Here is a 13913-nt window from a genome sequence, read left to right on the forward strand (position 1 = left end):
GGGAGATCCTGTCGGGCGTGGGAAAGCGGATTCGTGCGGCGGTGCGCGTGCGATGCGTTACGGTAAGTACCGGCATTCGCGCACCATCCTGCAAGCGGGAGCGCCACGCCGGTGCGCCGCGCCCCGCATCGCATCAGGCCAGCGCCGCGCGCTGCCGGCGCAGGAACGCCGGGATCGAGCTGACGATGTCCGGCTTGCCCTGGTTGCCTGCGATGAACGGGCTCCACGGCTGCGCGCGCACCGCGGTCTTCGTCTTCCACACGACGTTGAATTGCCCGTCGCCGCGGATCTCGCCGATCATCACCGGCTTGTGCAGGTGATGGTTGCCGTCCATCGAGAGCGTGAAGCCCGAGGGGCCGGCAACGGTCTGGCCGATCATCGCGACGCGCACCTTGTCGACGTCGGTGCTCTTCGCCTTTTCGACGGCCTGCTTCCACATGTGGATGCCCACGTAGGTTGCCTCCATCGGATCGTTCGTCACGCGCTTCGCACCGCCCGGCAGGTTGTTCGCCTTTACCCACGCGGCGAACTGGTCCTTGAACTTCGTGTTGGTCGGGTTCTTCACCGACATGAAGTAGTTCCACGCGGCGAGATGGCCGACGAGCGGCTTCGTGTCGATCCCGCGCAGCTCTTCCTCGCCGACCGAGAACGCGACCACCGGCACGTCGGTCGCCTTGATCCCCTGGTTGCCGAGTTCCTTGTAGAACGGCACGTTCGAATCGCCGTTGATCGTCGAGACCACGGTCGTCTTGCCGCCCTGGGCGAAGTTCTTGATGTTCGCGACGATCGTCTGGTAATCGCTGTGGCCGAACGGCGTGTAGACCTCCTGAATGTCGGCGTCCTTCACGCCCTTCGATTTCAGGAACGCGCGCAGGATCTTGTTGGTCGTGCGCGGATACACGTAGTCGGTGCCGAGCAGGAAGAAGCGCTTCGCGCCGCCGCCTTCCGCGCTCATCAGGTACTCGACGGCGGGGATCGCCTGCTGGTTCGGCGCGGCGCCCGTGTAGAACACGTTGCGCGACATTTCCTCGCCTTCGTATTGCACCGGGTAGTAGAGCAGGCCGTTCAGTTCCTCGAACACCGGCAGCACCGACTTGCGCGACACCGACGTCCAGCAGCCGAACACGCACGCGACCTTGTCCTGCGTGAGCAGCTGGCGCGCCTTCTCCGCGAACAGCGGCCAGTTCGATGCGGGATCGACGACCACCGGCTCGAGCTTGCGGCCCATCACGCCGCCGTTCTTGTTGATCTCGGCGATCGTCATCAGCGCCGTGTCCTTCAGCGACGTTTCGGAGATCGCCATCGTGCCCGACAGCGAATGCAGGATGCCGACCTTGATCGGGCCCGTGCCCGCATCGGCCGCGTGAGCGAACGGACTCTTGCCTGCCAGCGCGAGTGCACCGGCCATCGAACCGAACTTCAACAGACTGCGACGTTTCATCGGGATCCCCTTGTCATGTTGGATGTGCGTGCGCCGTGGCGGCGCCGGCATCGGAGTAACGCAAGGCATGTGCCAGTCGCGCCGATGCACGCCAGGCGTGCCTGTGCGGGGCGGCGCGGGGCGCCGGCGCGGTGCGCATGACGCGTCGTGCAGCATGCGCGATCCGTTGCGGTGCGCTCGCGCGGGCGCAAATGGTGCACGGCGGGGGCCCGGGTTCGAGCGCGTGCGCCGCACGTCGAAGGAGGTGCGGCGCGTGATCGATGCGCACGCATCCGGCCGCGTCGTGTCGGCGTCGTGCGCATCCGGCGGGGTCATGAAGTGCCAGGGGGAAGGACGAGGCGCTCCGCTCGACGCGTGCGTTGCCCGGGTTCTCGCCGCCTCGCGTCATCGAGCGGACGCGGATGGCCGGCGTGCTGAAACAAACGAAAGAGGATGGAACGGTGCGGCAGAAACGCAAACGGGCGCGCGATGCGCGCCCGTTCGGCGGGACTGGAGCGATCGGCTATTACTCGCCGGTCGCCGTGGCGGCGCGCGATGCGCCGCCGGGAAGGTCAGTAACGCGGTACGGACGGATCGACGTCACGCGACCACGCGTCGATGCCGCCCTGCAGGTTGTACAGCTTCGTGAAGCCGCGCGATTCGAGGAACATCGCGACTTGCGCGCTGCGCATCCCGTGATGGCACACGCAGACGATTTCCGCTTCGTCGTCGAGCTCCTCGCTGCGCGCGGGGATCTGCTGCATCGGGATCGACACGCTGCCGGCGATCTGCGCGGTCGAGATTTCCCACGGCTCGCGCACGTCGAGCACGACCGGCGCGGGGCGCGCCGGATCGCGAAGCCATTCCGCGAGCATCGCGGGCGTCAGGATCTGCATGGGGCCGCCGCTCAGAACTTGAAACGCGACGGTTCGATCGCGTTGACGAGGTGGTCGACGTAGGTTTCGAATACGTCGGCGACGCGGTACTGCTTCTCGTCGATGCGCGTGATGACCTGCGCCTTCATCACCGGACGGCCGCCGACGAACGCCGACAGGCGGCCGCCGATCTTCAGCTGTTCGAGCATCTGCTGCGGCACGACCGGCAGGCCGCCCGCGACGCAGATCACGTCGTACGGCGCCTTGTCGGGCCAGCCGAGCGAGCCGTCGCCGAGCGCGACTTCCGCGTTCGTCACGCCGTCGTTGCGCAGGTTGTCTGCCGCGAACTTCGCGATGGCCGGATCGATCTCGACGGCCGTCACGTGCTGCGCGCGATGCGCGAACAGCGCGGCCAGGTAGCCCGAACCCGCACCGATCACGAGCACGTTCTCGTGCTTCTTGACCGCCAGTTCCTGCAGCACGCGCGCTTCGACGCGCGGGAACAGCATCTTGCTGCGGCCGCCGGGCAGCGGCAGCTCGAGGTCGGCGAACGCGAGATCGCGGTGTTCGGGCGACACGTAGTGTTCACGCTTGACGATCGACAGCAGGCCCAGGACGTCCAGATCCAGCACGTCCCACGGCCGGATCTGTTGTTCGATCATGTTGAAACGCGCGTTTTCGATATTCATGGTGTGGTCACGCAGCCAGGTCGGCCATCAGCGGGGATAGAGAAACTTCGTGATTGTACCAAACGGGGCGGCGGCGAAGCCTTCAGACGGCCTGCAACAGACCTTTACCCTTTGCTCTTCTTGATCTGCGCCTCGAACGCGAGGTCGAGCTTGCTCGCCTTGCGCGGCTTTTTGGGGCCGAATTCGTCGACGAACCTGACGAATTCGTCGAGCGGCAGCGGCTCGCTGCGTTTCTCGGCGGTGCCGCCGGAGCGGTCGACCAGGTAGAACAGGCCGCCCGCCATCGCGACGGCGGCGAACTGCGGGTTGCCGGAACGGGTCTTCAGGCGTTCGACCGCGTGGGTTGCTTTGGTGGTGCGCATCGTGCGGGTTCTTGCAGGGGCGTGGAGCCCCTTACTTTATCAAACCGGCCGCCCGCACGCGGCCGCGCGCCGTCAGACGGTGCGCGAGTAGCGTTGCCGCGGCGTCTGGCCGAGGTGCGCGTCGAACGCCATCGCGATGTTGCGCACGACCATCCGGCCGGCCGGATGGATCGTCAGGCGGTCGCCGGCGACGGTCAGCAGGCCGTCCTGCTCGAACCCGCGCAGCGCGTCGAGCTCGCGCGCGAAGTGATCGGCGAAGCGGATCCCGTGCGCCGCCTCGATATGCGAGAACGGCAGTTCGAGGTTGCACATCAGCTGCGTGATCACGTCGCGGCGCAGCCGGTCGTCGGGCGTGAGCCGCACGCCGCGCGCGATCGGCAGCCGGCCCGCGTCGAGCGCGGCGCCATAGGCCGGCAGGTCCTTCGCGTTCTGTGCGTAGACGTCGCCGACCTTGCCGATCGACGACACGCCGAAGCCGATCAGGTCGGTATCCGCGCGCGTGCTGTAGCCCTGGAAATTGCGTTGCAGCGTGCCGTTGCGTTGCGCGCGCACGAGTTCGTCGGACGGCCGCGCGAAGTGGTCCATCCCGATGTACACGTAGCCGGCCTGCGTCAGCATGTCGATCGCGAGGCCGAGCAGTGCGATGCGCGTTGCGGGCGGCGGCAGCGTCGCGTCGTCGATCTGCCGCTGCATCTTGAACAGGTGCGGCATGTGCGCGTAGCCGAATACCGACAGGCGGTCCGGCGCGAGCTCGATGATCGTCTCGAGCGTGCGCGCGAACACGGCGACCGTCTGGTGCGGCAGCCCGTAGATCAGGTCGACGCTGACCGATTGGAAGCCCGTCGTGCGCGCGGCCGACAGCAGGTCGGCCGTCATCGCGAGCGGCTGGATCCGGTTGATCGCCTGCTGCACGACCGGATCGAAATCCTGCACGCCGAGGCTCAACCGGTTGAAGCCGATGTTGCGCAGGTGGACGAGCGTCGCGGGCGTGACCGTGCGCGGGTCGATCTCGATCGAGAACTCGGCATCGGCGTCCGGCGCGAGCGCGAAATGTTCGCGGGTGGCCGCCATCAGCTCGGCCGTTTCGTCGTCGGACAGGAAGGTCGGCGTGCCGCCGCCCCAGTGAAGCTGCGTGACCGGGCGCGCGGGATCGAACAGCGCGGCCTGCAGCGCCAGTTCGCGCTTCAGTTGCTCGAGATACGGGCGCGCGCGGCGGCGGTTGTTGGTCGCGATCTTGTTGCAGCCGCAATAGAAGCAGGCCGTGTTGCAGAACGGGATGTGGAAGTACAGCGACAGGTCGCTCGCCGACGCGCCGGGATCGCCCGCGGCGCGCACGTAGTCGGCCGGGTCGAATTCGTCGCGGAACTGCAGCGCGGTGGGGTAGGACGTATAGCGCGGCCCGTTTGCGCCGTACTTCGCGAGCAAATCGGGACGGAACAGTGTGTCGGCAGAACCGGAACTCATGATGGTCTCGCGCTTTTTGGATGCTCTGGAGTATATGAACGCGCGTTCCGGCTGCATTGTGTAATAACGTCGCAGCCGGCGGTGGCACAATGCGCCGTGGGCTGCCGCACGCTGCGTCCGGTTGCCGCACCGTTTTTTGTTGTTCGTGAGAGAGCCGAGTGTCCGTCGAAATGCCTGTCCGTCCGGCGCCCGCCGAGGTCCCGCCGCCGCATGCGTGCCGCGCGGGGTGCGGCGCATGCTGCATCGCGCCGTCGATTTCCTCGCCGATTCCGGGGATGCCCGACGGCAAGCCGGCCGGCGTGCGCTGCGTGCAGCTCGGCGACGACCTGCGCTGCCGGATCTTCGGCCGGCCCGAGCGGCCCGCGTGCTGTTCCGGGCTGCAGCCGTCCGGCGAGATGTGCGGTGCGTCGCGCGACGACGCGCTCGCGTGGCTGACGCGCCTCGAGATCGCGACGCAGCCGTCGCCCGGCGCGGCCCGCTGACGCGCAGCCCGCGCTGTCCGCGCCGTCGTTTGCCGGCGCGCGCATGGAACCGGCGACGCGCGTCGAAGCACTAACTTCAGTCCCCAGCGCCACATGGGGCGGAGCCGATAGCCAGACTGCCGCTTCGCCCGATACAGGAGATTGTCCAGCATGACCGCATCTTGCACGCCCGGCCGGCGCCGCTTCCTCGCCGCTTGCGCCGGCGCCATCGGCGTGTCGGTATCGCTCGCCGCCTGTGCGTCGACGTTTCCGTTCATTCCCGATCACTACACGTTCTCGCGCGGCGACGTGCAGAAGGCCGTCGCGCGCAAGTTTCCGTACCAGAAGACGGTCGCGCAGGTCGTCGACGTGTCGCTGGCGAATCCGGCCGTCAATCTGCTGCCCGACCAGAACCGCGTCGCCGTGCAGCTCGATGCGCATTTCGCGAGTCCGTTCCTGAGCGAACCGGTGAGCGGCAAGTTCACCGTGTCGGGCCAGCTGGCCTACGACGCGCCGAGCCGCTCGGTCGTGCTGAAGGCGCCGGCCGTCGACAGCCTCGTGCTCGACGGCAACGCGCAGATGTACGCGCAACAGGTCGGCGCGGCCGCCGGCCTGCTCGCGACGCAGGTGCTGACCAATTATCCGATCTATACGTTCAAGCCCGAGCAACTGCAATTTGCCGGCGTGAACTACGAACCCGGTACAATTACGATTCTTACAAACGGCATACGCGTGGCGATCGTCGAAAAGTGACGGCGCACCGCGCGCGGCCGGGCGGGCCGCGGCGGTGACGCGGCCCTTTCTTTCGACTACTTCGGAGTTGGGCCACGGATGGACTGGATCCTGATCTGCAAGGCATTGATCCTCGGCGTCGTCGAGGGGCTGACGGAATTCCTCCCGGTGTCGAGCACCGGCCACCTGATCGTCGCGGGCAGCTTCCTGAATTTCAACGATGCGCACGCGAAGACCTTCGACGTCGTGATCCAGTTCGGCGCGATTCTCGCGGTCTGCTGGGAATACCGGCAGCGGATCGTGTCCATCGTGTCCGGGCTGCCGAGCCGGCCCGACGCGCAGCGCTTCACGCTGAACGTCGTGATCGCGACCATTCCCGCGATCGCGCTCGGCCTGCTGTTCGAGAAGAAGATCAAGGCCGTGCTGTTCTCGCCGGTGCCGGTCGCATTCGCGCTCGTCGTCGGCGGCGCGATCATCCTGTGGGCCGAGGCGCGGCAGCGCGAACGCAGCGAGCCGCCGCGCGTGCAGTCGGTCGATGCGCTCACGCCGCTCGATGCGCTGAAGGTCGGCCTCGCGCAATGCTTCGCGCTGGTGCCGGGCATGTCGCGCTCCGGCTCGACGATCATCGGCGGGATGCTGTTCGGCCTCGACCGGCGCGTCGCGACCGAATTCTCGTTCTTCCTCGCGATTCCGATCATCTTCGGCGCGACGCTCTATGAAACCGTCAAGGACTGGCAGGCGTTCACGGTCGACTCGCTCGGCCTGTTCGCGCTCGGGCTGGTTGCCGCGTTCGTCAGCGCGTTCGTGTGCGTGCGCTGGCTGCTGCGCTTCGTCGCGACGCACGACTTCACCGTGTTCGCGTGGTACCGGATCGCGTTCGGCCTGTTCGTGCTGCTGGTGGGCTACAGCGGGTGGCTGAACTGGGCGTGATGCCGGTGGGGGGGCGAGGGCGCTTCCAATGACAAACGGCCCGATCGGCAGCAGATGCCGGTCGGGCTGTTTGTCATTGCGCGGCGCGCAGCGTGCGTCGTGCCGCTGCGCGTCGTGTTCAGCCGGCGCGCTTGCGGAACACCAGGTCCCACACGCCGTGGCCGAGCCGCAGCCCGCGCCGTTCGAACTTCGTGACGGGGCGGTAGTCGGGGCGCGGCGCGTAGTCGGCGGCAGTGTTTTCGAGCGTCGGTTCGGCGCCGAGCACTTCCAGCATCTGTTCCGCGTAGTTCTGCCAGTCGGTCGCGCAATGCAGGTACGCACCCGGTTTCAGGCGCGATGCGAGGTGCGCGACGAGCGGCGGCTGGATCAGCCGGCGCTTGTGGTGACGCGCCTTGTGCCACGGATCCGGGAAGAAGATGTGCACGCCGTCGAGGCTTTCCGGCGCGAGCATGTGCTCGAGCACTTCGACCGCGTCGTGCTGGATGATGCGGATGTTCGGCAGGTCCTGCTCGCCGATCAGCTTCAGCAGCGCGCCGACGCCCGGCTCGTGCACCTCGACGCCGAGGAAGTCGTCGCCCGGGCGATGCGCGGCGATTTCCGCGGTCGACGCGCCCATCCCGAAGCCGATTTCCAGGATGCGCGGCGCGCGGCGGCCGAACACGGCGTCCCAGTCGGGGATTTCAGCGGCGTACGGCACGACGAAGCGCGGGCCCAGATCGTCGAGCGCGCGGCGCTGGCCGGTCGACACGCGGCCGGCGCGCGTCACGAAGCTGCGGATGCGGCGTCGGTGCAGCGGATTGACTTCGTCGGCGCCGTCGGCGGCTTCGTCGGGAAGGGCGGCGTCGTCCGGCGGCAGGCCGGCTTCGTTCGGATCGTCGTGCATCATCGGTGACAGAGAAAGGCTTGGTTCGGGCGCGGGCCCGTTACGCCCGCTACGCGCAGCGGTGCTGCCGGATGGACAGGCAGATGGTACAAAAAAGCCGCCTTCGACGAGGCGGCTCTTGCGCAGGCTGCCGAGCAGCCGAAGGTGGAGCGGGCGATGGGAATCGAACCCACGTCATCAGCTTGGGAAGCTGAGGTAATGGCCATTATACGACGCCCGCAGAACGCGTAATTCTACAGGGTTTGGCGCGGATGTTGCAAGCAAGGCGTTTTGAGGCGTTTTGGCCGCCGGCCTTGAAACCGGCATGGCCCGGTGGCGGTGCGATTGATCGCCCGTAATGAGCGTCAAGGATCGGTCTGCAGCGGTCCGTCAACGCAAGGCCGTCCGGAAAATGCGCTGGCGGCGCGCCCGCATGCGGGCCCGTGTCGAAAATGGACGAGTCGGTGTCGGACGCATACAAGCTGAGGTGCAGCTTTCGAACTAACGTGACAGACCTCTTACCCGATCGTTAGTCTGGAGCTGACATGTCCGATTTCATCACCGTTCTGCGCAAAACCTGCCCGACCCCGGTCCTCGACGCGACCAAGTGGAAGCGCATCGGCGGCGATCCGCACACCGTGAACCTCAACGCCTACGTCTCCAAGGACGGCAGCAAGATCATGGGCACCTGGATCTGCACGCCGGGCAAGTTCGAGGTGAACTACGAGAAATGGGAGTACTGCCACTTCCTCGACGGCTACTGCATCATCACGCCGGAAGGCGAGGAGCCGGTGCACCTGAAGGCCGGCGACGTGTTCGTGATCGAACCCGGCATGAAAGGAACGTGGGAAGTGGTGGAGACGGTGCGCAAGTACTTCGTCTTCGCGTGAGCGTGTGGATCGGTTCGGGCTGCACCAACGCGCCGGTCGCACCGACGCGTTGAGCCGCACCTTCAGCCGATACCGACGAACAGCGGTTTCAGCCGGGGACCGCCAGCAGCGAACACCGGCCCAATAAAATAAAACGCGTTCCGGTTCGGAAACAGCTCGCCGAGCGTGGTCGCACGCTCGGCCGGTTCCACTATCGCGCGCGATCGCGCAAGCGCCTATGATGCAGCGATCCGCCCGTCACGCCGGCTGCCGCGCGTGCATGGCCCGCGAACGCCGAACGTTTTCCCGGAACCCCGACCATGCGCATCACCGACATCCGCGAGCAGGCGATCCCGGTTTCCCGCTATGCCGATCCGGCGATTCCGTCGGGCGGCCTGACGACGAGCGTCGTCGCGATCGTCACCGATGTGGTGCGCGATGGCCGGCCGGTCACGGGCTATGGCTACGCGTCGGTCGGCCGCCATGCGCAGGGCGGGCTGATTCGCGAACGGTTCGCGCCGCGTCTGCTGGCCGCCGCGCACGCCATCGCCGACGACGCCGGCACGAACCTCGAACCGTTTCGCGCCTGGCGCGCGATGATGGCGGGCGAGAAGCCCGGCGGGCACGGCGAACGCTGTGTCGCGGTCGGCGTGCTCGACATGGCGATCTGGGATGCCGCCGCGAAGATCGCGGGCCTGCCGCTCCATCGCTTCGTCGCCGACCGGCTCGCGCGCGACGCGGCGCCCCGCGTGCGCGTCTACGCGGGCGGCGGCTACCGTTATCCGCACGATGATCTTGTGCACCTGTCGGACGAGATGCGCCGCATCGCCGATCTCGGCTACACGCACGCGAAGATCAAGATCGGCGGCCCGGATATCGACCAGGACATACGCCGCATCGAAGCCGCCGCGGCCTGCCTTGCCGACAGCTCGCATCTCGCGGTCGACGCGATGAACGCGTACGACGCGACGAGCGGCCCCGCTGCCGCCGCGCGGCTGGCCCCGTTCGAACTCTGGTGGTTCGAGGATCTGTGCGACCCGCTCGACCTGCCGCTTCATGCGGACCTGACTGCGCAATACGCGCCGCCGGTCGCGGCCGGCGAGGCGTTGTTCTCGCTCGCGGAAGCGAAGCTGCTCGAGCGCTACGGCGGCCTGCGCCCGGACCGCGACGTCCTCGTGTTCGATCCGGTGCATTGCTATGGCCTGCCGGGCTACCTGCAGATCGTCGACCATTTCGTGTCGAACGGCTGGCGGCGCGATGCGTTCTGGCCGCATGGCGGTCATCTGTTCTCGCTGCACGTCGTGTCGGCGCTCGGGCTTGGCGGCGCGGAAGTCAGCCCGTTCGCGTTCCATCCGTTCAGCGGGCTGGCGGACGGCGCAACGGTCGACGCCGGCTACACGCCCGTGCCGCAGGCGCCGGGCATCGGTTTCGAGCTGCATGCCGATGCCTGTCGCGCGTTTCGCTCGGTCGCGGGCCGCTGACCGGCGCCGCCGGTGTCAGCGCGCGTCGATTGCGAAGCGGGCCGTGCATGCTTTGGCGGGCCGGCTTGGCGTCGATGCCGCCGTCAGCCGATCGCGTGCACGCCGACCAGCAGCAATGCGCCGACGACGATCAGCAGCAACGCATGAATGCGCGTGCCCATCACGCACACGGTCGACCCGACCGCGATCGCCCGCGCGGCCCAGCCGCCGTCGAGCGCGCGCAGCAGCACCCAGACCGACGCGAGGATCATGCCGGCCGCGACCGGGCGCAGGCCGGCTTCGAGTGCGATCTGCCAGCGTGCGCCCTGGTGCCGCCGCCACAGATGCGCGACGCCGTAGATCAGGAACGCGGTCGGCCCGAACAGCGCGAGCGTCGCGATCACCGCGCCCCAGAAGCCCGCCACCTGCCAGCCGATGAGCGTCGCGAGCAGCGAGCCGGGGCCGGGCGCCATCCGCGCGATCGCGAAGTCGTTCACGAACTGCGTGGCCGTCATCCAGTGATGCACGTCGACGACCTGCCGCTGGATGTCGGCGATGATCGCCTGTCCGCCGCCGATCGTCGCGATCGACAGCGGCGCGAACACGCCGAACAGGGCTGCATAGCGCGACGGGGTCGTCATCGTTCGGCGCTCCCGGCCGCGGCGGCGCCCGCACGGCGGTATTCGAGCGCGACGCTCAGCGTGCCGCCGATCAGCACGGTCCAGACGAGCGGCCAGTGCAGCACCGCCACCGACACGAACGTGAGCGTCGTCACCGCGAACGGCAGCGCGCGGCGCGGCAGCCGGCGCACCGCGGTGATCGCCATCGAGATCGACAGCCCGATCGCCGCGGCGGCCGCGCCAGCGAGTGCGACATGCGTGAGCGGAAAACGCGTGAGCGTCGAGAACGCGACGCCGAACAGCACGATCAGCACGGCCGGCGGCGCGATGATGCCGGTGAAGCCGGCCACCGCGCCGCGCCATCCGGCCAGCCGGTAGCCGATCCAGATCGCGAGATTCTTCACGTTGACGCCCGGCAGCGCCTGCGACAGCGCGAGGCCGTTGAGGAACGCCTCTTCGTCGAGCCAGCGCCGCTCGTGCACGAAGTCGCGCATCATGCGCCCGCTCAGCCCGCCGCCGAAGCTGGTGAGGCCGATTTGCGCGAACGCGATGAACAGGGCGAGGACGCCGGGGGGCGGGGCAGCGCCGTCGGGCGGCGCGGGTGCGATCGGGGTGGCGGGCGAAGACATCGGACGGACAAGGCGCGGCGGGTGGGCAGTCGCCCATGGTAGCAAGCGGTGCCTGTCAGCACGCTGACATCGGGCCGGCGAGGATGCTTGCGCAACGACGTCGGCGCGCCCGCCGAAACCGGCGCGCGGCTAGGCCCGCACGACCGTCACGCCCGCGGCCTCGATCGGCTCGGTCAGCGCCGCATCGGTTTCCCGTTCGACCACGATGGCCTGTGCGAGCGCGAGCTCGCCGATCACGAACTGCGACGCCGCACGCAGCTTGGATTGCGACGCCAGCACGATCGTCTCGCCGGCTCGCGCGGCCAGCGCGCGCTTGATTGCCGCTTCCTCGAAGTCGCCGGTGCTGAGCCCCGCGACCGGATGAACGCCCGTGACGCCCATGAAATACAGGTCGGCGTGGATGCGCGCGATGCCTTCCATCGCCGCGGCGCCCACCGCGACGATCGAATGCTTGTACAACCGTCCGCCGATCAGGATCACGTCGATCGACGGATGCGCGGCCAGCGCGACGGCGACGCTCGGGCTGTGCGTGACGATCGTCGCGCGCAGGTCGGGCGGCAACTGGCTGACGAGCAAGGCCGAGGTCGTGCCGCCGTCGACGATCACGACCTGTCCGGGCGCGATCATCTGCGCGGCCCGGCGTGCGATACGCCGCTTTTCCGCCGTGTCGAGCGTCTCGCGCTGCGCGAACGGCGCGACGGCCGGCGACGCCGGCAGCGCGCCGCCGTGCACGCGTTGCAGCAGGCCTTCGGCCGCCAGCTCGCGCAGGTCGCGGCGCACCGTGTCCTCGGACACGCCGAATTGCGCGCTCAGTTCGACAGCCAGCACCTGGCCGTCGCGGGCGAGCGCGTCGAGGATCGCTTTCTTGCGTTGGGTCGTCAGCATCGTGATTGCACGAAATTTCTTGAAAATGCACGAATATGCACGTTACCATGAGCGTCGTCACTTGTCGAATGGGAGGCCGCCATGGCTGCAACGCGGGACCGCGTCCGCATCGTCGATACGACGGTGCTGTCCGATGACTGGTATGTGCTGAAGAAGGTCACGTTCGATTTCCTGCGCCGCGACGGCACGTGGCAGCGCCTGAGCCGCGAAACCTACGATCGCGGCAACGGCGCGACCATCCTGCTGCGCAACGCGGCGACGGGCGACGTGCTGCTCACGCGGCAGTTCCGGATGCCGGCGTTCGTCAACGGACACGACGGGATGCTGCTCGAAGCCGCCGCGGGCCTGCTCGACGACGCGACGCCCGACGCACGCATCCGTGCCGAGGCCGAAGAGGAAACCGGCTATCGCGTGCGCGGCGTGCGCAAGGTGTTCGAGGCGTTCATGAGCCCGGGCTCGGTGACCGAGAAGCTGCATTTCTTCGTCGGCGAATACGATGCGTCGCTGCGCACGGGCGATGGCGGCGGGATCGCGGAGGAGGGCGAGGATCTCGAGGTCGTCGAGATGCCGCTGCACGCGGCGCTGGATGCCGTCGAGCGCGGCGAGATCGTCGACGCGAAGACGATCATGCTGCTGCAGTACGTCGCGCTGCGTGAACCGGCGGGCGGGCGCGCAACGACGGGATGATGCCGCGGCGCGGCACTCGAACGGGCGTATGATCGCGCGACGCCATTCGTACACCGTTCGACGCTACCGCTGCGCCATCATGCCGATTTCCGATTCGCCCGACTCCACCGGTTCCGCCGATTCCAACGCCGCTGCCGCGCCACTGCCGGCGCATCTGGTCGCGTCCGCCGTCGAGGCGCTCGCGCGGGCCGATGCGCTGCTCGTGACGGCCGGCGCCGGCATCGGCGTCGATTCGGGGCTGCCCGATTTCCGCGGCACGGACGGCTTCTGGCGCGCGTATCCGGCGCTGCGCCAAGCGCGTATCGAATTCCACGAGATCGCGTCGCCGCAGGCGTTCCGCGCGCATCCGCAGCTCGCATGGGGCTTCTACGGGCACCGTCTCGAACTCTACCGTCGGACGGTGCCGCACGCGGGCTTCGCGATCCTGCGGCGCTGGATGGACGCGATGCCGAATGGCGGCTTCGTGCTGACGAGCAATGTCGACGGCCAGTTCCAGAAGGCCGGCTTCGATCCGGCGCGTGTCGTCGAGATTCACGGTTCGATTCATTCGATGCAATGCCTGCGACCCTGCTCGGACGACACGTGGGACGCCGCGCCGTTTACGCCCGACGTCGACGCGGCAGCGTGCCGGCTGGTTGGCGAGTTGCCGCGCTGCCCGCGGTGCGGCGGCCTCGCGCGGCCGAACATCCTGATGTTCGGCGACCGCGGCTGGCTCGGTGAACGCTACGACGCGCAGGAGCGGGCGCTGCACGACTGGATCGCGCAGGCAGGATGGGTGAGCGTCGTCGAGATCGGCGCGGGCACCGCGATTCCGACCGTGCGGCTGCTGAGCGAACGGCTCGGCGCCGACGTGATCCGCATCAACGCCCGCGAAGCCCATGCGCGCCGCGCGGACGTGATCGGGCTGAAGGGCGGCGCGCTCGCGACGCTCGCCGCGCTCGACCGCGCGTGGCACGGCGTTTGAACGC

16 protein-coding genes and 1 tRNA gene are annotated in these 13913 nt (G+C 68.2%); 7 read left to right on the forward strand and 10 right to left on the reverse strand.

Annotated features, from left to right (window positions below; genetic code table 11):
• Positions 1-133 precede the first annotated feature (133 nt).
• From urtA to hemN, 5 genes are all read right to left on the reverse strand, one after another.
• Positions 134-1441, reverse strand: coding sequence for an urea ABC transporter substrate-binding protein (gene urtA, locus U4Z64_RS25390; protein ID WP_124571046.1), 1308 nt, complete (start codon positions 1439-1441; stop codon positions 134-136).
• Positions 1442-1992: 551 nt separating this feature from the next.
• Complete coding sequence (locus tag U4Z64_RS25395) at positions 1993-2316, reverse strand: rhodanese-like domain-containing protein (RefSeq protein ID WP_006758748.1); 324 nt, start codon at positions 2314-2316, stop codon at positions 1993-1995.
• An 11-nt stretch (positions 2317-2327) separates the two neighbouring features.
• A complete protein-coding gene (locus U4Z64_RS25400; RefSeq protein ID WP_124487749.1) occupies positions 2328-2984 on the reverse strand; it encodes a protein-L-isoaspartate O-methyltransferase family protein in 657 nt (218 codons plus the stop codon).
• A gap of 104 nt (positions 2985-3088) precedes the next feature.
• On the reverse strand, positions 3089-3346 hold the full coding sequence (locus U4Z64_RS25405; protein ID WP_057928465.1) for a hypothetical protein: 258 nt from the start codon (positions 3344-3346) through the stop codon (positions 3089-3091).
• 72 nt (positions 3347-3418) lie between these two features.
• Positions 3419-4810, reverse strand: coding sequence for an oxygen-independent coproporphyrinogen III oxidase (gene hemN / locus U4Z64_RS25410; protein WP_321821435.1), 1392 nt, complete (start codon positions 4808-4810; stop codon positions 3419-3421).
• A 170-nt stretch (positions 4811-4980) separates the two neighbouring features.
• Here hemN and U4Z64_RS25415 point away from each other — a divergent pair, with 170 nt between their 5' ends.
• From U4Z64_RS25415 to U4Z64_RS25425, 3 genes are all read left to right on the forward strand, one after another.
• Complete coding sequence (locus U4Z64_RS25415) at positions 4981-5292, forward strand: YkgJ family cysteine cluster protein (protein ID WP_321821436.1); 312 nt, start codon at positions 4981-4983, stop codon at positions 5290-5292.
• 150 nt (positions 5293-5442) lie between these two features.
• Positions 5443-6024 carry a DUF1439 domain-containing protein gene (locus U4Z64_RS25420; RefSeq protein ID WP_044846254.1) on the forward strand — a complete coding sequence of 194 codons (582 nt, stop codon included), beginning with the start codon at positions 5443-5445 and terminating at the stop codon, positions 6022-6024.
• 78 nt (positions 6025-6102) lie between these two features.
• Positions 6103-6933 (forward strand): undecaprenyl-diphosphate phosphatase, encoded by an 831-nt coding sequence (locus U4Z64_RS25425; RefSeq protein WP_044846253.1) that lies wholly within the window; start codon positions 6103-6105, stop codon positions 6931-6933.
• Positions 6934-7051: 118 nt separating this feature from the next.
• On the opposite strand, the gene trmB is transcribed toward U4Z64_RS25425, so the two are convergent.
• Both trmB and U4Z64_RS25435 read right to left on the reverse strand, forming a co-directional pair.
• Positions 7052-7819 carry a tRNA (guanosine(46)-N7)-methyltransferase TrmB gene (trmB, locus tag U4Z64_RS25430; RefSeq protein WP_059605632.1) on the reverse strand — a complete coding sequence of 256 codons (768 nt, stop codon included), beginning with the start codon at positions 7817-7819 and terminating at the stop codon, positions 7052-7054.
• Between the two features lie 142 nt (positions 7820-7961).
• Positions 7962-8036: transfer RNA gene (locus U4Z64_RS25435), tRNA-Gly, on the reverse strand.
• Between the two features lie 304 nt (positions 8037-8340).
• On the opposite strand from U4Z64_RS25435, the gene U4Z64_RS25440 reads away from it, so the two are divergent.
• Together U4Z64_RS25440 and U4Z64_RS25445 are read left to right on the forward strand one after the other, a co-directional pair.
• Complete coding sequence (locus tag U4Z64_RS25440) at positions 8341-8685, forward strand: cupin domain-containing protein (protein ID WP_027783759.1); 345 nt, start codon at positions 8341-8343, stop codon at positions 8683-8685.
• A 299-nt stretch (positions 8686-8984) separates the two neighbouring features.
• Complete coding sequence (locus tag U4Z64_RS25445) at positions 8985-10145, forward strand: enolase C-terminal domain-like protein (RefSeq protein ID WP_321821437.1); 1161 nt, start codon at positions 8985-8987, stop codon at positions 10143-10145.
• An 83-nt stretch (positions 10146-10228) separates the two neighbouring features.
• Here U4Z64_RS25445 and U4Z64_RS25450 read toward each other — a convergent pair whose 3' ends face one another.
• The 3 genes from U4Z64_RS25450 to U4Z64_RS25460 form a co-directional block, all read right to left on the reverse strand.
• Positions 10229-10765 carry a chromate transporter gene (locus tag U4Z64_RS25450; RefSeq protein ID WP_321798186.1) on the reverse strand — a complete coding sequence of 179 codons (537 nt, stop codon included), beginning with the start codon at positions 10763-10765 and terminating at the stop codon, positions 10229-10231.
• Positions 10762-11373 carry a chromate transporter gene (locus tag U4Z64_RS25455; RefSeq protein WP_321821438.1) on the reverse strand — a complete coding sequence of 204 codons (612 nt, stop codon included), beginning with the start codon at positions 11371-11373 and terminating at the stop codon, positions 10762-10764. Before U4Z64_RS25455 ends, U4Z64_RS25450 begins: the two co-directional genes overlap by 4 nt.
• Positions 11374-11502: 129 nt before the next feature.
• Positions 11503-12258, reverse strand: a complete 756-nt coding sequence (locus U4Z64_RS25460; RefSeq protein WP_044846306.1) for a DeoR/GlpR family DNA-binding transcription regulator — start codon at positions 12256-12258, stop codon at positions 11503-11505.
• A gap of 81 nt (positions 12259-12339) precedes the next feature.
• Between U4Z64_RS25460 and U4Z64_RS25465 the strand changes: the two genes are divergently transcribed.
• Together U4Z64_RS25465 and U4Z64_RS25470 are read left to right on the forward strand one after the other, a co-directional pair.
• A complete protein-coding gene (locus tag U4Z64_RS25465; RefSeq protein WP_044846237.1) occupies positions 12340-12945 on the forward strand; it encodes an NUDIX domain-containing protein in 606 nt (201 codons plus the stop codon).
• Between the two features lie 79 nt (positions 12946-13024).
• A complete protein-coding gene (locus tag U4Z64_RS25470; protein ID WP_321821439.1) occupies positions 13025-13909 on the forward strand; it encodes an SIR2 family NAD-dependent protein deacylase in 885 nt (294 codons plus the stop codon).
• Positions 13910-13913 lie beyond the last annotated feature (4 nt).

Origin of the sequence: Burkholderia sp. BCC1996, assembly GCF_905339955.1 — a bacterium.
In the GTDB taxonomy this organism is placed as follows: domain Bacteria; phylum Pseudomonadota; class Gammaproteobacteria; order Burkholderiales; family Burkholderiaceae; genus Burkholderia.